The sequence below is a fragment of the Streptomyces sp. NPDC025784 genome, from assembly GCF_055558435.1.
This window is the reverse complement of sequence record NZ_JBVHMN010000018.1, coordinates 113,240-131,084: the sequence shown is the minus strand read 5'-3', so window position 1 is coordinate 131,084 and position 17,845 is coordinate 113,240. Positions and strand designations below refer to the sequence as shown.

Here is a 17,845-nt window from a genome sequence, read left to right as displayed (position 1 = left end):
TACTCCGTGTTCCCGTTCCGGGGCGCGGGGGGTGGCACTGACCCGGAGAACCTCACCCAATGAAGGTCAAGCCGAGCGTCAAGAAGATCTGCGACAAGTGCAGGGTGATCCGCCGTCACGGCCGGGTCATGGTCATCTGCGACAACCCGCGCCACAAGCAGCGCCAGGGCTGACGCACGACCGCACCTTCTGCACCCGCAGATCTCGCGCGACGCATAGCAGTACATGTTCATACGCAGAACCCGGACCCGGACGTTCAGATCGCAGATCAGTCCACTTCGGTTCCGACACCCCCGGGCGGAGGCCGGGGACCCAGTTCGTACCTGGTACGGCGGCTGGGAGCCGGTTCTGCGGAAGACCTCCGAACGACAACTGGAGCCATTGAATGGCACGCGTTTCCGGTGTTGACATCCCGCGCGACAAGCGTGTGGAGGTCGCCCTCACCTACGTGTTCGGCATCGGCCGGACCCTTTCCCAGCAGACGCTGGCCGAGACCGGCGTGAACCCGAACACCCGCGTTCGTGACCTCTCCGAGGAGGAGCTGGTCAAGATCCGCGAGTACGTGGACGCCAATCTGAAGACCGAGGGTGACCTCCGTCGTGAGATTCAGGCCGACATCCGCCGCAAGGTCGAGATCGGCTGCTACCAGGGTCTGCGCCACCGCCGTGGCCTGCCCGTCCACGGTCAGCGCACCAGCACGAACGCTCGTACCCGCAAGGGCCCGCGTCGCGCCATCGCCGGTAAGAAGAAGCCGGGCAAGAAGTAGTCCTCAGCGGACGCTCATCAGCGGTCTTCGCTGTAGGACCGACCACCTCCCGTAGGAGTAATAGATGCCCCCCAAGGGTCGTCAGGGCGCTGCCAAGAAGGTGCGCCGCAAGGAAAAGAAGAACGTCGCTCACGGCCACGCGCACATCAAGAGCACGTTCAACAACACGATCGTCTCGATCACGGACCCCTCGGGCAACGTGATCTCCTGGGCCTCCGCCGGCCACGTCGGCTTCAAGGGCTCGCGCAAGTCCACCCCCTTCGCCGCGCAGATGGCCGCCGAGTCGGCCGCCCGCCGCGCGCAGGAGCACGGCATGCGCAAGGTCGACGTCTTCGTGAAGGGCCCGGGCTCCGGTCGCGAGACCGCGATCCGCTCCCTCCAGGCCACGGGCCTCGAGGTCGGCTCCATCCAGGACGTCACCCCCACCCCGCACAACGGCTGCCGTCCGCCCAAGCGCCGCCGCGTCTGAGGCTCGGTTGTCTTGAGGTTTCGGGCGGTACGGCTCTTCGGAGCGGTGCCGCCCGTACCCTTGCAATACCCGCACTGTGAAACGTGCGGTTCCGTCGGGCGTCAAATAGCGGGCGTCCACGAAAGAAGGATCTGATCCACACATGCTGATCGCTCAGCGTCCCTCGTTGACCGAAGAGGTCGTCGACGAGTTCCGCTCCCGGTTCGTGATCGAGCCGCTGGAGCCGGGCTTCGGTTACACCCTCGGCAACTCCCTGCGTCGTACGCTCCTCTCCTCGATCCCGGGTGCGGCGGTCACGTCCATCCGCATCGACGGCGTTCTGCACGAGTTCACCACCGTGCCGGGCGTCAAGGAGGATGTCACCGACCTGATCCTCAACATCAAGCAGCTGGTCGTCTCCTCGGAGCACGACGAGCCCGTCGTGATGTACCTGCGCAAGCAGGGCCCGGGTCTCGTCACCGCCGCCGACATCGCGCCCCCGGCCGGTGTCGAGGTGCACAACCCCGACCTGGTCCTCGCCACGCTCAACGGCAAGGGCAAGCTGGAGATGGAGCTGACCGTCGAGCGCGGTCGCGGCTACGTCTCCGCCGTGCAGAACAAGCAGGTGGGCCAGGAGATCGGCCGCATCCCGGTCGACTCCATCTACAGCCCCGTGCTGAAGGTCACCTACAAGGTCGAGGCGACCCGTGTCGAGCAGCGCACCGACTTCGACAAGCTGATCGTCGACGTCGAGACCAAGCAGGCCATGCGTCCCCGTGACGCCATGGCGTCGGCCGGTAAGACCCTGGTCGAGCTGTTCGGTCTGGCCCGCGAGCTCAACATCGACGCCGAGGGCATCGACATGGGCCCGTCCCCCACGGACGCCGCCCTTGCCGCCGACCTCGCGCTGCCGATCGAGGAGCTGGAGCTCACGGTCCGCTCGTACAACTGCCTCAAGCGTGAGGGCATCCACTCCGTGGGTGAGCTCGTCGCCCGCTCCGAGGCCGACCTCCTGGACATCCGCAACTTCGGTGCGAAGTCCATCGACGAGGTCAAGGCGAAGCTGGCCGGCATGGGCCTGGCCCTGAAGGACAGCCCGCCCGGATTCGACCCGACCGCCGCCGCCGACGCCTTCGGCGCCGACGACGACGCGGACGCGGGCTTCGTGGAGACCGAGCAGTACTGAGCTCGGGACCACCGGTCCGTACCCGGGCGCGGGAGCGCTGTGGCTGAACGCGCAGTTCCCCGCGCCCCTTCCAGGCCCCTTCGGGGGCCTGGATCTCCGACAGGCGACCGCCTGCTCGGATACTGACCTCGGTACCTGATACGGCCGGGGCAGACACACAGGAGAAGAACAATGCCGAAGCCCACCAAGGGTGCCCGTCTGGGCGGCAGCGCCGCGCACGAGAAGCTGCTCCTCGCGAACCTCGCGAAGTCGCTCTTCGAGCACGGCCGCATCACCACCACCGAGGCGAAGGCCCGTCGCCTGCGCCCGTACGCCGAGCGTCTGGTCACCAAGGCGAAGAAGGGTGACCTTCACAACCGCCGCCAGGTGCTCTCGGTGATCACGGACAAGAGCGTCGTGCACACGCTCTTCACCGAGATCGGCCCGCGCTACGAGAACCGCCCGGGTGGTTACACCCGTATCACCAAGATCGGTAACCGCCGTGGCGACAACGCGCCCATGGCTGTCATCGAGCTGGTGGAGGCCCTGACCGTGGCCCAGCAGGCCACCGGTGAGGCCGAGGCGGCCACCAAGCGTGCCGCCAAGGACGCCGAGGTCAAGGCCGAGGCTCCGGCCGAGGTCGTCGAGGACGCCAAGCCGGCCGAGGAGGCCGCCGAGGAGTCCAAGGACGCCTGAGGCATCGCCTTGCGTTGAGCGGGTCCGCCCCTGCGGGGCGGGCCCGCTTTCGCGTTCCCTGCCAGGGGAACGAGCCTTGAGAGGATCTGTTTGTGAGTGATGAGGCGGCGCCCGGGTTCGTGCGGGTGCGGATGGATCTGTCGTACGACGGCACCGAGTTCTCCGGCTGGGCCAAGCAGGCCGGGGGCCGCAGGACCGTGCAGGCGGAGATCGAGGACGCCCTGCGGACGGTGACCCGGTCGAAGGACACCACGTACGAGCTGACCGTGGCCGGGCGCACGGACGCGGGGGTGCACGCCCGCGGCCAGGTGGCCCACGTCGATCTGCCCGAGGCGCTGTGGGCCGAGCACCAGGAGAAGCTGCTGAAGCGGCTGGCCGGACGGCTGCCCAAGGACGTGCGCATCTGGCGGCTGGCCGAGGCTCCCGCCGGGTTCAACGCCCGCTTCTCCGCGATCTGGCGGCGCTACGCCTACCGGGTCACCGACAACCCCGGCGGTGTGGACCCGCTGCTGCGCAACCATGTCCTGTGGCACGACTGGCCGTTGGACGTCGACGCCATGAACGAGGCGGCCGGGCGGCTCCTCGGCGAGCACGACTTCGCCGCCTACTGCAAGAAGCGCGAGGGCGCGACGACGATCCGCACGCTCCAGGAACTGAGCCTGGTCCGCGGTCACGACGGGATCATCACGGCCACCGTCCGCGCCGATGCCTTCTGCCACAACATGGTGCGGTCACTGATCGGGGCGCTGCTGTTCGTGGGCGACGGGCACCGCGGTGCCGACTGGCCCGGCAAGGTGCTCGCCGCGGGCGTACGGGACTCGGCCGTGCATGTCGTACGGCCGCACGGGCTGACGCTCGAAGAAGTGGGCTACCCCGCCGACGCGTTGCTGGCCGCGCGGAACAAGGAGGCCCGGAACAAGCGCACGCTGCCCGGGGCCCCGGAGTGCGAAGCCTGCTGACCGCCTGAGCCGTCACGCGGAGTGCTCCCCGCGGGTGACGGTCCTGCGGCAGCGGCGGGACGGGGCAACCTGCACTTCGGCTTCGAACGCACCGACGGCACGTACATCCTCGTTCTCGACGCCGACTTCGCCCTCGCGCGGGCCTGCTCGACGAGGGTGGCGGGCGCGCTGCTGCCGGCCGGGGCCGTCGCCGGGTTCGCCGTCCAGGTGTGGCCCGCGGTGCCGGCGGCACGTCAGGACCTCCCGGGCGAGCCGGACTTCGCGGGTCGTCGGGCGCGTGGTGCGGGCCGCCCGGCGCCCGGGCGACGGCATCCTGGACAGCGGGGTGTTCGGGGAGCGCAAGGCCATGGCGTACGAGCTGCGCGGGGGGACCCGGCCCGACGACGTCCTGGCGCGCCGTACGGCCCGGCAGACCGGCTCGTACGCGGCCGTCGAGTGCGACGTGCCCGCCGACTGCCTGTCGGGCCGCCGACGGCTGTGGCTGGTGTCGACGGGGCTGGGCGTCACCCGCACCCCCTTGCGGGCGAGCACGGCCGCGGTGCTGGACGAGCGGTACAGGGTGGTGCGCACCGAGCGGCCGCGCCCTGTCACGGTGCGGCTGCCGGAGCGCCGTCGCTGACGCGGCAAAGGCCCGGTACACCGCTCACCGTGCCGCCTCCGGGCCGGCCGCCGGACCGGGCGTCGGACCGGGCGTCGGCGTGCCGGGGCGCCGGGCGGACGCCGGGCGGACTCTGGGCCGCCGACCGGGGTACCGCGCCGACGCGGCGCGGGCTCTCGGTCAGCGCCCGGTGTGCCGCTCGCGCGGCGGGCCGGTGTGCGTCACTCGTTGGCCGCGGCGGAGGCCTGGGCCTCGCCGCGACGGCGGATCTGCCGGAAGGCGAACTCGCCGAGGTCGTCGCCGGTCGTGAAGACCTTGGTGTCCTTGGCCGTCACGTTCTTGCCGTCGGTGAACCCGGCGAGCGTGAAGTAGACGTAGCGGCCGTAGACGTTGGTGGTCGAGCGGCAGACGGCGGAGTCGCAGAAGGACTTGACGCCGTTTCCGGACAGCGAGGCGACGATGCTCTTCTTGTCCGCCTCGTGCCGGGCCTTGGTCGCCTCCGCCTCGGTGTCGAACACGGCCACGCCGACCGTCACCGCGACGCCGTCCTTGACGTAGGTGACGCGCAGCATGCGGGTGCAGTCGTTCTTGGTGAGGACCGCCGGGAGGGTGGCCTTCGCGGCCGAGGCGCACTTCTTGGTGTCGGCCGTCGGGCCCTTGCGGTAGACGCGGTCGCCCATCGTGAGCTGCGTACCCGGGAAGAGGATGTCCGGGCTGAGCGGGGCCGTGTCCTTCTTCGCGCTGGATATGAAGTCCTTCGGGTCCAGCGGCGGCGGGGCCGAGGTCGGCGCGAAGGACGGGACGGGCGCGGTACTGGAGTTGGGGATGTCCGCGGTGGCCGGCAGGTTGGAAGGCTGGTTGGAGGCCTGGTTGTTGCCGTTCGCGGAGACGACGGCCACGGCGACGGCCGCGCCGACCGCGACGGTCGCGAGCGCTCCACCGGCGATGAACAGCAGCCTGCGGCGCCTGTTCCGCGTCTCCGACGCCTCGGCGAGTGCCGCCCAGTCAGGAGTCCCGCCCGCGTTCTGACCGCTCCACTGAGGCTGCTGAGAACCCGGCTTCCAGGGATCCCAAGGGGCCTGTCCCTGCCCACCCTGCCCATAACTCATGCGCCGCATCTTAGACGTGCGCCGGGGGGTGCCGTTCCGCGTCACGGCGCACTCGAGCCCCTAGCGTGACCTGCATGAATATGGGCAAAAGTGACATCTGCGGGTGGTTGGTGCGGCCCGCGACCTGGCATATGTGGACAGTGCTGGCGTTCGCGCTGTGCGTCCCCGTCGTAAATGTCGCGCGGGCGAGCTCGGACGGCGGGATGGACAACGCGATCGTCGTTCGGGCGGCCCGGAGTTGGCTGCACGGCGGCTCGCCCTACGCCGACCCGCACTTCCTCTATCTGCCCGGCGCTGTCGTCGCCGCGGCGCCGCAGGCGCTCCTGCCGCAGGCCGCGCTGCGTGTGCTGGTTCCGCTGGCGGTGACCTCCCTGCTGGTGGCGGGCTGGGTCTGCGCGCTGCGCATCCACGGGACGTCGCCGCGCAGCCGCTTCGCCGCGCTCGGCCTCACCGCGCTCGCGCTGGGCTTCGCACCCTTCGGTCACCTGGTGGCGCTCGGCAACTGGACCGTGACGGCGGCGGCCGCCCTACCGCTGGGGCTGCTGTGCGCGGTGCGGGGGCGCTGGGTGGCGGCCGGGGTGGTGATCGGGACCGCGATCGCCCTGAAGCCGCTCCTCGCGCCGGTCGCGCTCCTCTTCCTCTTCGCCCGGCAGTGGCGGGGGCTGGCCGCCCTCGTGGCGCTGCCGGGCGCGGTCTCCGGCGCGGCGGCCCTGCTGATGCCCGACCCCGCGGGTTTCGTCACGCGGACGCTGCCCTTCCTGCTGCGGGGGCACGACGCGTTCGTACGCCTGTACGAGGCGTCGCCGGCGGCGGTGCTGCCGCGGGCCGGGGTGCCCCGGCCGGTGGCCGTCGCGCTGGCGGCGGTGGCGGCGCTCGTGGGGTGCTGGTGCGCCCACCGGCGCTGGCGGCGCGACGACCCAGGGCCGCTGCGGCTCGTCGAGACCGCGGCCCTGCTGATGCTCTCCGCGTTCCTGGTGTCCCGCCCGTCGTACGACCACTACCTGCTGGTCGTGCTGCCGCTGCTGCTCGCGGGGCTGCCGCTGCCCGGCTCGGCGGCCCGCGCACCCTGGTTCTGGCTGGCCCTGGTACCGCAGGTGCCCGGTCTTGCCTGGCCCTGGCTGGAGCCGGTGACGCGGCGGGCCTTCCGGGACTGCCTTACTCTTTGTGTACTGGCTGCCGCCGTGGCGACGGCCCGGCGTCCCGCGCCGGGTGGATCTCCGACGGTGCCGCGGCCGGTGACGAACCTGCCCACGCGCGTTTTGACCCGTCCGGGCCGTCGCGGGTAGGCTTGCGGTTCGTTATGTGTATTGGCTTTCTCATTCTCACGTGAGGGGCCCTTACACCGGTCCACCGGGGCCGATGACCAGCGACCAGCACGCGGTATGCGTCACCGCAGTGCGGTCAGGGCTGTCGTGATCGTCCGTGGTGGCCTTGTCAGGACCCACTCACTGAAGAAGCGAAGGCTACGAACCGTGCGTACGTACAGCCCCAAGCCCGGCGACATCACTCGCCAGTGGCACGTCATCGACGCCCAGGACGTCGTCCTCGGCCGTCTGGCGACCACTGCCGCCAACCTCCTGCGGGGCAAGCACAAGCCGATCTTTGCCCCGCACGTCGACGCCGGTGACTTCGTCGTCATCATCAACGCCGACAAGGTGCACCTGTCCGGCAACAAGCGGACCCAGAAGATGGCGTACCGCCACTCCGGCTACCCGGGTGGTCTGCGCTCCGTCCGCTACGACGAGCTGCTGGACAAGAACCCCGAGAAGGCCATCGAGAAGGCCGTCAAGGGCATGCTCCCCAAGAACTCCCTGGGCCGTCAGATGCTCTCGAAGCTGAAGGTCTACTCGGGCGACCAGCACCCGCACGCTGCCCAGCAGCCGGTGCCGTTCGAGATCACCCAGGTCGCGCAGTAGTTCCGGCCACCCCCTAAGACGAAAAGAAATCTGAGGAGAATCGTGGCCGAGACCACCGTTGAGCAGCCGGTCGAAGAGACTGAGCTCGTCGACATCGACCAGTACACCACCGAGTCCGAGGTTCCCGTCGAGGGCGAGTACACCTCGGAGTCCCTGGCATCCCGCTTCGGCGACCCGCAGCCGGCCGCCGGCCTGGGCCGTCGCAAGAACGCCATCGCCCGCGTCCGGATCGTCCCGGGCACCGGCAAGTGGAAGATCAACGGCCGCACCCTTGAGGACTACTTCCCCAACAAGGTGCACCAGCAGGAAGTCAACGAGCCCTTCAAGGTGCTCGAGCTCGAGGGCCGTTACGACGTCATCGCCCGCATCTCCGGCGGCGGCGTCTCCGGCCAGGCCGGCGCCCTGCGCCTCGGTGTCGCCCGTGCGCTGAACGAGGCCGACGTCGACAACAACCGCGGCGCCCTGAAGAAGGCCGGCTTCCTCAAGCGCGACGACCGTGCGGTCGAGCGCAAGAAGGCCGGTCTCAAGAAGGCCCGCAAGGCCCCGCAGTACAGCAAGCGTTAATCTTCGCTGCCTGCTCGTACTCGTAGTACGCGTAGTACGTCCGAACGCCCCGGCGGCACGCCACAGTGCCGCCGGGGCGTTCGTTTATCACTGGCCTTGGGCGTATAACGGCACAAGGCGCTCAAAGGCTCATGTGATCGGATGACTTCCGAATTCTGAAGCTTCCTCAGGAGGACAAGTGGGACGACTCTTCGGCACGGACGGCGTGCGCGGTGTCGCCAACGCGGATCTGACGGCCGAGCTCGCGCTCGGGCTCTCCGTGGCAGCGGCGCACGTACTGGCCGAGGCGGGCACCTTTGAGGGCCATCGGCCGGTGGCGGTGGTCGGGCGGGACCCGCGCGCGTCCGGGGAGTTCCTGGAGGCCGCCGTGGTCGCGGGCCTGGCCAGCGCCGGCGTGGACGTCCTGCGTGTAGGAGTGCTGCCCACCCCCGCGGTGGCGTACCTCACCGGAGTGCTCGGCGCCGACCTCGGCGTCATGCTCTCCGCCAGCCACAACGCCATGCCCGACAACGGGATCAAGTTCTTCGCCCGCGGCGGCCACAAGCTCGCCGACGAGCTGGAGGACAAGATCGAGACCGTCTACGAGGAGCATCGCACCGGCGCCCCCTGGGACCGGCCCACCGGTGCCGGCGTCGGCCGGGTGAACTCCTACGACCAGGGCTTCGACCAGTACGTCGCCCACCTGATCGGCGTCCTCCCGAACCGTCTCGACGGCCTGAAGGTCGTCCTCGACGAGGCCCACGGCGCAGCCGCCCGGGTGTCGCCCGAGGCCTTCGCCCGCGCGGGCGCCGAGATCGTCACCATCGGCGCGGAGCCGGACGGCCTGAACATCAACGACGGCTGCGGCTCCACCCACCTGGGCAAGCTCCAGGCCGCCGTCGTCGAGCACGGCGCCGACCTCGGCATCGCGCACGACGGCGACGCCGACCGCTGCCTCGCCGTGGACCACACCGGCGCCGAGATCGACGGCGACCAGATCCTCGCCGTCCTCGCGCTGGCGATGCGCGAGCGGTCCGCGCTGCGCTCGGACACCGTCGTCGCCACGGTCATGTCCAACCTGGGCTTCAAGCTCGCCATGGAGCGCGAGGGCCTCACCCTCCTGCAGACCGCGGTCGGCGACCGCTACGTCCTGGAGGAGATGAAGCGGCACGGATACGCCCTCGGCGGCGAGCAGTCCGGACACGTCATCATCCTCGACCACGCCACCACCGGCGACGGCACGCTGACCGGCCTGCTCCTCGCGGCCCGGGTCGCCCAGACCGGCCGTACGCTCCAGGACCTCGCCTCCGTCATGGAGCGGCTGCCGCAGGTGCTCATCAACGTGCCCGACGTCGACAAGTCGCGGGTGAGGACGTCGGCCGAGCTGTCCGCCGCGGTCGCCGACGCCGAACGCGAACTCGGCTCCACCGGAAGGGTGCTGCTGCGCCCCTCCGGCACGGAGCCGCTGGTGCGGGTCATGGTCGAGGCCGCCGACATCGACCACGCCCGGTCGGTGGCCGGCCGGCTCGCCGACGCGGTGAAGTCGGCGCTCGGCTAGGAAGCCGCCACCGGGGACTCGCGGCCCTCGCGCTGCCTCGCCCAGAACCACTTCTGGGCGAGCAGGGTGAGGGCACCGGCCAGGACGATGCCCAGCAGGTTCAGCAGGAGCTGCTTGGCCGATCCCCAGGTCTGGCCCATGTCCCCGTAGCTCAGGGCCACGGCGGCGTTCGCGGCGGCCGGCACCGTGGTCACGGAGATCGCGACGCCGACCAGGGCCCCGGACTTCGCGGACGTCAGCGACAGCATGCCGGCGGCGCCCGCGAGCACCGCGACGACGAACGAGAACCAGTCGGGTGCGTAGACGAAGCCCGTGTTGGGCCGGTCCGCCTCCAGCTGGGCCTCGCTGAACAGGCCCACCGCGTCCATGAACAGGCTGAACAGCACCGTCGCCGCCATGGCTATCGCGAAGCCGGCGAGCAGCGCCGTCAGCGACCGCAGGGCGAGCCGCGCGTGCCGCTGCACGAGCGCGGTGCAGAAGCCGGCCAGCGGTCCGAACTCCGGGCCCACCGCCATCGCGCCCACGATCAGGACCGCGTTGTCGAGGACCACACCGCAGGCCGCGATCATCGTGGCGATCGTGATGAAGGCGACGTACGTCACCGACAGCGTCGACTCCTCGTGCGTGGCGTCCTGGAGGTGCTCCCACAGCACCGCGTCGGCGCCCTCGCCGGGGGCCTCCTCCTCCGCCTCGTCGGCGCGCCTCGACAGGGACAGGTCGATGTCCTCCACCGCGATGGAGCCCGTGCTGTCGAGCCCCAGTCCCCGCAGGCCGCCGATGAGCACGTCGCCCGCCTCGCGGGCCACGTCGCACATCACCACGTCGCCCGCCGGGTTGCGGGCGGCGCCCGGCAGCACCACGACATGGGCGGTGCCGACCGTGCCCTCGATCAGGCGCACCACCTCGTCGGTCCGGTCGGCGGGAGTGATCAGACGCAGATGCAGCATGGCCGCAGCGTAGTGGTCACAGCTTGCGCAGGCTGAGCCGCTGCACCTTGTGGTCCGCGCCCTTGCGCACGACGAGGGTCGCCCGGCCGCGGGTGGGGGCCACGTTCTCCACCAGGTTGGGCTTGTTGATGGTCCGCCAGGTCGTCCGGGCGTAGTCCATCGCCTCCTCCTCGGAGACCTGCGTGTACTTGCGGAAGTACGACGACGGGTTCTGGAAGGCGGTGGCGCGCAGCTTCTTGAAGCGGCTGAGGTACCAGTGCTCGATGTCCTCGGTTCGGGCGTCGACGTACACGCTGAAGTCGAAGTAGTCGGCGAGGCCGACGCGGGTGCGGCCGTCCTTGCCGGGCAGTGCGGGCTGGAGCACGTTCAGACCCTCGACGATGAGGATGTCGGGGCGCCGGACCGTGAGCTTTCGGCCGGGCACGATGTCGTAGATCAGGTGCGAGTAGACGGGCGCCGTCACCTCGTCCTTGCCCGCCTTGATGTCCGCGACGAACCGGGTCAGGGCCCGGCGGTCGTAGGACTCGGGGAAACCCTTCCGCGACATCAGCCCGCGGGCCTCCAGCTCCTTGGTGGGGAGCAGGAAGCCGTCCGTGGTGACGAGTTCGACGCGCGGGTGCTCGGGCCAGCGGGAGAGCAGGGCCTGGAGCAGACGGGCGACGGTGGACTTGCCGACGGCGACCGAACCGGCGACGCCTATGACGAACGGGGTGCCCGCCTGGGAGCCCGTCTCGCCGAGGAACGTGTTCAGGGCGCCCCTGAGCCCGTCCGTGGCGCCGACGTACAGATTGAGCAGTCTGGACAGCGGCAGATAGACGTCCCGCACTTCGTCGAGGTCGATGACGTCGCCCAGGCCGCGCAGCTTCTCGACCTCCTCGGCGGTCAGCGGGAGCGGCGTCTTGTCGCGCAGCGCGCTCCACTCGGCACGGGTGAGGTCGACGTAGGGAGTCGCCTCCGGCTTGGACCGGTGGGCGCTCCGCGGCGACGAGGAGACCGGAGAGATCACAGTCCATTGTTACGGGAGTATGGACGCGATGGAGGGTGGGGTCCGTCACGCGGGGTGACCCGGCCGCCCGGAACGGCGCCCGGCGGTCGTGCGAAAGGCGGCCGCAATTTCCGATATCGGGCACGAGATGCCGCGAACGCGCGGGCGTGGGCCCGTACGCTGCCGCCATGTGCGGAATCGTGGGATACGTGGGGTCGCAGTCGGCGCTTGACGTGGTGATGGCCGGACTGAAGCGGCTGGAGTACCGGGGATACGACTCGGCGGGCGTCGCCGTGACATCGGACGGCGGGCTCGCCGCCGCGAAGAAGGCGGGCAAGCTCGTCAATCTGGAGAAGGAGCTGGTCGACCGACCGCTGCCGACCGGCACGACGGGCATCGGGCACACCCGCTGGGCCACGCACGGCGGTCCCACCGACGCCAACGCGCACCCGCACCTCGACAACGCGGGCCGCGTCGCCGTCGTCCACAACGGCATCATCGAGAACTTCGCCGCGCTCCGCGCCGAACTCGCCGAGCGCGGGCACGAACTGGCCTCCGAGACCGACACGGAGGTCGTCGCCCACCTGCTCGCCGAGGAGTTCTCCTCCTGCGCCGACCTCGCGGAGGCCATGCGGCTGGTGTGCCTGCGACTGGAGGGCGCGTTCACCCTCGTCGCGGTGCACGCCGACGAGCCGGACGTGGTCGTCGGGGCACGCCGGAACTCGCCCCTCGTCGTCGGTGTCGGCGAGGGCGAGGCCTTCCTCGCCTCGGACGTCGCCGCGTTCATCGCCCACACCCGCTCCGCCGTCGAACTCGGCCAGGACCAGGTGGTGGAGCTGCGCCGCGACGGTGTCACGGTCACCGGCTTCGACGGCCGGCCCGCCGAAGTGCGCTCGTACCACGTGGACTGGGACGCCTCGGCCGCCGAGAAGGGCGGCTACGACTACTTCATGCTCAAGGAGATCGCCGAACAGCCCAAGGCGGTCGCCGACACCCTGCTCGGGCGCATCGACACGGGCGGTTCGCTGACCCTGGACGAGGTGCGCATTCCCGCGGCGGTGCTGCGCGAGGTCGACAAGGTCGTCATCGTCGCGTGCGGCACCGCCTTCCACGCCGGGATGATCGCGAAGTACGCCATCGAGCACTGGACGCGCATCCCCTGCGAGGTCGAGCTGGCCAGCGAGTTCCGCTACCGCGACCCGATCCTCGCCCCGCGCACCCTCGTCATCGCCATCTCGCAGTCCGGCGAGACCATGGACACCCTGATGGCGCTGCGGCACGCCCGCGAGCAGGGCTCCAAGGTGCTGGCGATCTGCAACACCAACGGCTCGACGATCCCCCGCGAGTCGGACGCCGTGCTGTACACGCACGCCGGCCCCGAGGTCGCCGTCGCGTCCACCAAGGCGTTCCTGACGCAGCTCGTCGCCTGCTACCTGGTGGCGCTCTACCTGGGCCAGGTGCGGGGCACCAAGTGGGGCGACGAGATCCAGGCCGTCATCCGCGAGCTGTCCCGGATCTCCCGCGAGGTCGAGCGGGTCCTGGAGACCATGGAGCCGGTACGGGAACTCGCGCGCACCCTCGCCGACAAGGACACCGTCCTCTTCCTGGGCCGCCACGTGGGCTACCCCGTCGCCCTCGAAGGAGCCCTCAAGCTCAAGGAACTGGCGTACATGCACGCCGAGGGCTTCGCGGCGGGCGAGCTCAAGCACGGGCCGATCGCGCTCATCGAGGAGGACATGCCGGTCGTGGTCGTGGTGCCGTCCCCGCGCGGGCGCTCGGTCCTGCACGACAAGATCGTGTCCAACATCCAGGAGATCCGGGCCCGCGGCGCCCGCACCATCGTCATCGCGGAGGAGGGCGACGAGGCGGTGGTCCCGTACGCGGACCATCTGATCCGCATCCCGGCCACGCCGACCCTGCTCCAGCCGCTGGTGTCCACGGTTCCCCTCCAGGTGTTCGCCTGCGAGCTGGCGACGGCCCGCGGGAACGAGGTGGACCAGCCGCGGAACCTCGCCAAGTCGGTGACGGTGGAGTGAGCGGGCCCGTGGCACGGCCCGCCCCTTTAGGGTGCGGGGCATGAGCATCATCGGGGTCGGTATCGACGTGGCCGAGATCGACCGGTTCCGGGCGGCGCTGGAACGCACGCCCGGACTGGCCGAACGGGTCTTCTTGGAACAGGAGTTGTACCTGTCGAGCGGCGAACGCAGGGGCATCGCCTCGCTGGCCGCCCGCTTCGCCGCCAAGGAGGCGCTCGCCAAGGCGCTGGGCGCCCCGGCCGGACTGCACTGGACCGACGCCGAGGTCTACGTCGAGTCCAGCGGGCGGCCGCGCCTGCGTGTGAAGGGCACGGTGGCGGCCCGGGCGGCCGAACTCGGCGTGAGCTCGTGGCACGTGTCGCTGAGCCACGACGCCGGGGTGGCCTCGGCGGTGGTGGTGGCCGAGGGGTAGCCCGGCCCGGCGCTCGGGGCGGGCGCGGGTGCGCGCGGGCCGCGCGGCGGGCGCCGGTGCGGGAGACTCGGCGTATGCGAACTGCGTACAGCGTGGAGACCGTGAGAACCGCCGAGCGGGAGCTGATGGCACGGCTGCCCGAGGGAGCGTTGATGCAACGCGCCGCCGCCGGACTGGCCGCGACGTGCGCGGAGTTGCTGGGGCGGGTGTACGGCAGCCGGGTGGCGCTGCTGATCGGCAGCGGCGACAACGGCGGCGACGCCCTGTACGCGGGAGCGCGCCTCGCCCGCCGCGGGGCGGGCGTCACGGCGGTGCTGCTCGCCCCCGACCGGACGCACCCCGGGGGACTGGCCGCGCTGCGCCGCGCGGGCGGGGCCGTGACATCGGGCGTCCCGGCCGACGGCGCCGGGGCCGCGCCGCGGGCCGTCGAGGAGCTGATCGGCCGGGCCGACCTCGTCGTCGACGGCATCGTGGGCATCGGCGGCAAGGGCGGACTGCGCCCCGACGCCGCACCGCTGGCCGCACTCCTGCGCGACTCCCGCGCGGTCGTCGTCGCCGTCGACCTGCCCAGCGGCGTCGAGGCGGACACCGGAGAGGTCCACGGCGAGGCCGTCCGCGCCGATCTCACGGTGACCTTCGGGACGCACAAGCCGGGGCTGCTCATCGATCCGGCACGCGAGTACGCCGGTTCCGTACGCCTCGTGGACATCGGGCTCTCGCTGCCCGCCGAGGCCGGACTGGAGGCGCTCCAGCACACCGACGTCGCCGCGCGGCTGCCACTGCCGGGGGCGGCGAGCGACAAGTACCGGCGCGGTGTCGTCGGAATCGCCGCCGGGTCCGCGCGCTACCCCGGAGCGGCCGTCCTCGCCGTCTCCGGCGCGCTGCGCGGAGGGGCGGGCGCCGTGCGGTACGTCGGGCCCGCCGGGGACGCCGTCATCGCCCGCTTCCCCGAGACGCTCGTGTCCGAGGGGGGCCCCGCGCGGGCCGGACGGGTCCAGGCGTGGGTCGTGGGGCCCGGGGCGGGGGACGACGCGTCGGCGGTCGCCGAGGTGCTCGCCGCGGACGTGCCGGTGCTGGTGGACGCGGACGGACTGCGGCTCGCCGACCGGGCCGCCGTCCGCGCCCGCACCGCGCCCACCCTGATGACCCCGCACGCCGGGGAGGCCGCCGCGCTGCTCGGCGTGCCGCGCGAGACGGTCGAGGCCTCCCGGCTGTCCTCCGCGCGGGAGCTCGCCCGGCTGTACGGGGCGACAGTGCTGCTCAAGGGGGCGACTACGCTGGTCGCCGACGCGGACGGCGGGCCGGTACGGGTGAACCCGACCGGGACGGCGTGGCTCGCCACCGCGGGCAGCGGTGACGTGCTGTCGGGCCTGGCCGGGTCGCTGCTCGCGGCGGGGCTGTCCCCGCTGGACGCGGGCAGCGTCGCCGCCTACCTCCACGGGCTCGCGGGACGGTTCGCCGCGGACGGCGCGCCCGCCGGCGCCCACGACGTGGCCGAGGCCCTCCCGGAGGCGTGGCGCGACGTCCGCGCCTGAGCGGGTCGCGGCCGTGAGGCCGGCGCGGGGCCTTCCCGGCCCTCGGCGTCCGCGGCTGAGAGTGCGGCGGGCCGGCGCGGGCCTTCCGGCGTTCGTGGAGCGGTGTTGACCGGATCGGGGGACCCGGTCCGCGCGGCGCACCGGCCCGCGCGGGCCCGTTGCGTTCGCTGATCGCATGATGAGCGGACGAATGACGCGCCGCGGCGCCGCGGTGCTGCTGGCCACACTGGTCGCCCTGCCCGCGGGCCGGGCGGCGGCGGAGCCGGGACCTGTGGCCCCCGGCCCGAGGTCCGACCACACTGTCGCGGGTTCCGCCGCGGCGTGCACCAAGCAGACGGGCCCCTATCAGCGGCAGGTGGAGCGCGGGCTCGGCCTGAAGGCGGACGGAAAGCAGTCGCCCGCCGACTGCCGGGCCATCCGCGCGTTCCAGAAGAGGTACGCGATCGAACCGGACGTCGGCTTCGCGGGACCCGTCACCTGGACCCGGATCCAACAGCTCGCGGGCATGAAGAACCCGAACGCGGCAGGCAAGTGCCCCGTGCGCTCGTACCGCGTCGCCTGCGTGGACCTGACCCGCCAGCTCTCCTGGGTGCAGAAGGGCACGAAGGTGCTGTGGGGCCCGGTGCCGATGCGCAGCGGGCGGGCCGGCTACCGGACCCGCACCGGCTGGTTCACCGTCTACTGGAAGCACGAGAACCACTGGTCGACGCTGTACAACACCCCCATGCCGTACAGCCAGTTCTTCAGCGGGGGACAGGCCTTCCACGCCATCCGGGGCAGCGTCCACAACCCCGACGGCTCGTGGGGCTGCGTCAATCTCCGGCTCGCGGACGCCCGCAAGCTGTGGGCCGTCCTGAAGAAGGGCGACCGTGTGTACGTGTGGGGCCGTAGGCCGGGGACCTGATGAGGAGCCGCCGGACGGGCGCCGGCGGTACCGGCGCCGAAGGGCTGTCCGCCCCCTCTGAGACACTGGGGACGCGATGAACGAGACAGCACCCCTGCGCGCCCGTGCCGAGATCGACCTGGCCGCCCTGCGTGCCAACGTACGGACCCTGCGTTCCCACGCGCCGTCCGCGGCCCTGATGGCCGTGGTCAAGTCCGACGCGTACGGCCACGGGGCGGTGCCCTGTGCCCGCGCGGCGCGCGAGGCGGGCGCCACCTGGCTGGGCACCGCCACGCCCGAGGAGGCCCTCGCCCTGCGGGAGGCCGGACTGCCCGGGCGCATCATGTGCTGGCTCTGGACACCGGGCGGCCCCTGGGAGCGCGCCGTCGAGGCCGACCTCGACGTCTCCGTCAGCGGCATGTGGGCCCTGCGGGAGGTCGTGGAGGCGGCCGGACGTGTCGGCAGACCGGCCCGCGTCCAGCTCAAGGCCGACACCGGCCTCGGACGCAACGGCTGCCAGCCCGCCGACTGGCCGGAACTGGTCGCCCACGCCCTGGACGCGCAGGCCCGTGGACTCGTCGAGGTCACCGGCCTCTGGTCGCACTTCGCCTGCGCGGACGAGCCGGGCCACCCGTCCATCCAGGCCCAACTCACCCTGTTCCGCGAGATGGTGGCGTACGCCGAGCAGCGGGGCGCCCGCCCCGAGGTGCGGCACATCGCCAACTCGCCCGCCACGCTCACGATTCCCGACAGCCACTTCGACCTGGTCCGCACCGGGATCGCGGTGTACGGCGTCTCGCCGAGCCCGGAGCTCGGCACACCGGCCGACTTCGGACTGCGCCCGGTGATGACGCTGAGCGCGTCGCTCGCGCTGGTCAAGCACGTCCCGGCGGGGCACGGCGTGAGCTACGGACACCACTACACGACACCCGGCGACACCACCCTCGGCCTGGTGCCCGTGGGCTACGCGGACGGCATCCCGCGGCACGCCTCAGGCACCGGACCGGTCCTGGTCGGCGGCAAGTGGCGCACGGTGGCGGGCCGGGTCGCCATGGACCAGTTCGCCGTCGACCTCGGCGGGGACGAGCCCGAGCCCGGCGCGGAGGCGGTCCTGTTCGGCCCCGGCGACCGCGGCGAGCCGACCGCGGAGGACTGGGCCCGCGCGGCGGGCACGATCGCCTACGAAATCGTCACCCGGATCGGAACCCGCATTCCCCGCGTCTACGTGAATGTGAACGAGGAACGAGACGGGTAGCAGGACGGGTGACACGGGCGGCCGGACACCCGCC

19 protein-coding genes are annotated in these 17,845 nt (G+C 71.7%); 16 read left to right on the top strand and 3 right to left on the bottom strand.

From position 1 onward, the window contains the following. Positions 1-59 precede the first annotated feature (59 nt). From rpmJ to ACZ4IF_RS33200, 7 genes are all read left to right on the top strand, one after another. Positions 60-173: a 50S ribosomal protein L36 gene (gene rpmJ / locus ACZ4IF_RS33230; RefSeq protein WP_003974245.1), complete on the top strand. Its 114-nt coding sequence runs from the start codon at positions 60-62 to the stop codon at positions 171-173. Positions 174-385: 212 nt separating this feature from the next. After that, entirely contained in the window at positions 386-766 is a 381-nt protein-coding gene (gene rpsM, locus ACZ4IF_RS33225) for a 30S ribosomal protein S13 (protein ID WP_028805755.1), read from the top strand. Positions 767-830: 64 nt separating this feature from the next. Next, complete coding sequence (rpsK, locus tag ACZ4IF_RS33220) at positions 831-1,235, top strand: 30S ribosomal protein S11 (protein ID WP_003956432.1); 405 nt, start codon at positions 831-833, stop codon at positions 1,233-1,235. A 142-nt stretch (positions 1,236-1,377) separates the two neighbouring features. Continuing rightward, the gene (locus ACZ4IF_RS33215) at positions 1,378-2,400 is read left to right on the top strand and encodes a DNA-directed RNA polymerase subunit alpha (RefSeq protein ID WP_003966937.1); all 1,023 of its coding nucleotides are present in this window, start codon (positions 1,378-1,380) and stop codon (positions 2,398-2,400) included. Between the two features lie 171 nt (positions 2,401-2,571). Continuing rightward, positions 2,572-3,075, top strand: coding sequence for a 50S ribosomal protein L17 (gene rplQ / locus ACZ4IF_RS33210; RefSeq protein ID WP_028805609.1), 504 nt, complete (start codon positions 2,572-2,574; stop codon positions 3,073-3,075). Between the two features lie 92 nt (positions 3,076-3,167). Further along, positions 3,168-4,034 (top strand): tRNA pseudouridine(38-40) synthase TruA, encoded by an 867-nt coding sequence (gene truA, locus ACZ4IF_RS33205; protein ID WP_467569613.1) that lies wholly within the window; start codon positions 3,168-3,170, stop codon positions 4,032-4,034. Between the two features lie 277 nt (positions 4,035-4,311). Then, positions 4,312-4,653: a hypothetical protein gene (locus ACZ4IF_RS33200; RefSeq protein WP_467569611.1), complete on the top strand. Its 342-nt coding sequence runs from the start codon at positions 4,312-4,314 to the stop codon at positions 4,651-4,653. A 200-nt stretch (positions 4,654-4,853) separates the two neighbouring features. Here ACZ4IF_RS33200 and ACZ4IF_RS33195 read toward each other — a convergent pair whose 3' ends face one another. Further along, positions 4,854-5,741 (bottom strand): hypothetical protein, encoded by an 888-nt coding sequence (locus ACZ4IF_RS33195; RefSeq protein WP_467569609.1) that lies wholly within the window; start codon positions 5,739-5,741, stop codon positions 4,854-4,856. A 74-nt stretch (positions 5,742-5,815) separates the two neighbouring features. On the opposite strand from ACZ4IF_RS33195, the gene ACZ4IF_RS33190 reads away from it, so the two are divergent. From ACZ4IF_RS33190 to glmM, 4 genes are all read left to right on the top strand, one after another. Beyond that, positions 5,816-7,027: a glycosyltransferase family 87 protein gene (locus tag ACZ4IF_RS33190; protein WP_467569606.1), complete on the top strand. Its 1,212-nt coding sequence runs from the start codon at positions 5,816-5,818 to the stop codon at positions 7,025-7,027. A 186-nt stretch (positions 7,028-7,213) separates the two neighbouring features. Beyond that, on the top strand, positions 7,214-7,657 hold the full coding sequence (gene rplM / locus ACZ4IF_RS33185) for a 50S ribosomal protein L13 (RefSeq protein WP_359494287.1): 444 nt from the start codon (positions 7,214-7,216) through the stop codon (positions 7,655-7,657). Positions 7,658-7,699: 42 nt separating this feature from the next. Beyond that, on the top strand, positions 7,700-8,221 hold the full coding sequence (gene rpsI / locus ACZ4IF_RS33180) for a 30S ribosomal protein S9 (protein ID WP_028805612.1): 522 nt from the start codon (positions 7,700-7,702) through the stop codon (positions 8,219-8,221). Between the two features lie 178 nt (positions 8,222-8,399). Beyond that, positions 8,400-9,758 (top strand): phosphoglucosamine mutase, encoded by a 1,359-nt coding sequence (gene glmM / locus ACZ4IF_RS33175; RefSeq protein WP_467569603.1) that lies wholly within the window; start codon positions 8,400-8,402, stop codon positions 9,756-9,758. Here the strand turns inward: glmM and ACZ4IF_RS33170 are convergent. Next, positions 9,755-10,705, bottom strand: coding sequence for a DUF389 domain-containing protein (locus ACZ4IF_RS33170; RefSeq protein WP_467569600.1), 951 nt, complete (start codon positions 10,703-10,705; stop codon positions 9,755-9,757). The genes glmM and ACZ4IF_RS33170 overlap by 4 nt on opposite strands. Before the next feature lie 16 nt (positions 10,706-10,721). Beyond that, the gene (gene coaA, locus ACZ4IF_RS33165; RefSeq protein WP_467569598.1) at positions 10,722-11,711 is read right to left on the bottom strand and encodes a type I pantothenate kinase; all 990 of its coding nucleotides are present in this window, start codon (positions 11,709-11,711) and stop codon (positions 10,722-10,724) included. A gap of 167 nt (positions 11,712-11,878) precedes the next feature. Between coaA and glmS the strand changes: the two genes are divergently transcribed. From glmS to alr, 5 genes are all read left to right on the top strand, one after another. Beyond that, complete coding sequence (gene glmS, locus ACZ4IF_RS33160; protein WP_359494278.1) at positions 11,879-13,726, top strand: glutamine--fructose-6-phosphate transaminase (isomerizing); 1,848 nt, start codon at positions 11,879-11,881, stop codon at positions 13,724-13,726. A gap of 40 nt (positions 13,727-13,766) precedes the next feature. Continuing rightward, a complete protein-coding gene (locus tag ACZ4IF_RS33155; protein WP_359494276.1) occupies positions 13,767-14,138 on the top strand; it encodes a holo-ACP synthase in 372 nt (123 codons plus the stop codon). 74 nt (positions 14,139-14,212) lie between these two features. Then, entirely contained in the window at positions 14,213-15,673 is a 1,461-nt protein-coding gene (locus tag ACZ4IF_RS33150; RefSeq protein ID WP_467569594.1) for an NAD(P)H-hydrate dehydratase, read from the top strand. Between the two features lie 178 nt (positions 15,674-15,851). Then, on the top strand, positions 15,852-16,577 hold the full coding sequence (locus ACZ4IF_RS33145; protein WP_467569754.1) for a L,D-transpeptidase family protein: 726 nt from the start codon (positions 15,852-15,854) through the stop codon (positions 16,575-16,577). Between the two features lie 76 nt (positions 16,578-16,653). Then, positions 16,654-17,811, top strand: a complete 1,158-nt coding sequence (alr, locus tag ACZ4IF_RS33140; protein WP_467569591.1) for an alanine racemase — start codon at positions 16,654-16,656, stop codon at positions 17,809-17,811. The last annotated feature ends 34 nt before the right edge of the window (positions 17,812-17,845 follow it).

What these genes read in the sequence shown, in the direction of transcription:
- rpmJ (WP_003974245.1), top strand. Translation starts at nt 60, where the DNA reads ATGAAGGTCAAGCCGAGCGTCAAGAAGATCTGCGACAAGTGCAGGGTG.
- rpsM (WP_028805755.1), top strand. Translation starts at nt 386, where the DNA reads ATGGCACGCGTTTCCGGTGTTGACATCCCGCGCGACAAGCGTGTGGAG.
- rpsK (WP_003956432.1), top strand. Translation starts at nt 831, where the DNA reads ATGCCCCCCAAGGGTCGTCAGGGCGCTGCCAAGAAGGTGCGCCGCAAG.
- ACZ4IF_RS33215 (WP_003966937.1), top strand. Translation starts at nt 1,378, where the DNA reads ATGCTGATCGCTCAGCGTCCCTCGTTGACCGAAGAGGTCGTCGACGAG.
- rplQ (WP_028805609.1), top strand. Translation starts at nt 2,572, where the DNA reads ATGCCGAAGCCCACCAAGGGTGCCCGTCTGGGCGGCAGCGCCGCGCAC.
- ACZ4IF_RS33195 (WP_467569609.1), bottom strand. Translation starts at nt 5,741, where the DNA reads ATGAGTTATGGGCAGGGTGGGCAGGGACAGGCCCCTTGGGATCCCTGG.
- ACZ4IF_RS33190 (WP_467569606.1), top strand. Translation starts at nt 5,816, where the DNA reads ATGAATATGGGCAAAAGTGACATCTGCGGGTGGTTGGTGCGGCCCGCG.
- ACZ4IF_RS33170 (WP_467569600.1), bottom strand. Translation starts at nt 10,705, where the DNA reads ATGCTGCATCTGCGTCTGATCACTCCCGCCGACCGGACCGACGAGGTG.
- glmS (WP_359494278.1), top strand. Translation starts at nt 11,879, where the DNA reads ATGTGCGGAATCGTGGGATACGTGGGGTCGCAGTCGGCGCTTGACGTG.
- ACZ4IF_RS33155 (WP_359494276.1), top strand. Translation starts at nt 13,767, where the DNA reads ATGAGCATCATCGGGGTCGGTATCGACGTGGCCGAGATCGACCGGTTC.
- ACZ4IF_RS33150 (WP_467569594.1), top strand. Translation starts at nt 14,213, where the DNA reads ATGCGAACTGCGTACAGCGTGGAGACCGTGAGAACCGCCGAGCGGGAG.
- ACZ4IF_RS33145 (WP_467569754.1), top strand. Translation starts at nt 15,852, where the DNA reads ATGAGCGGACGAATGACGCGCCGCGGCGCCGCGGTGCTGCTGGCCACA.
- alr (WP_467569591.1), top strand. Translation starts at nt 16,654, where the DNA reads ATGAACGAGACAGCACCCCTGCGCGCCCGTGCCGAGATCGACCTGGCC.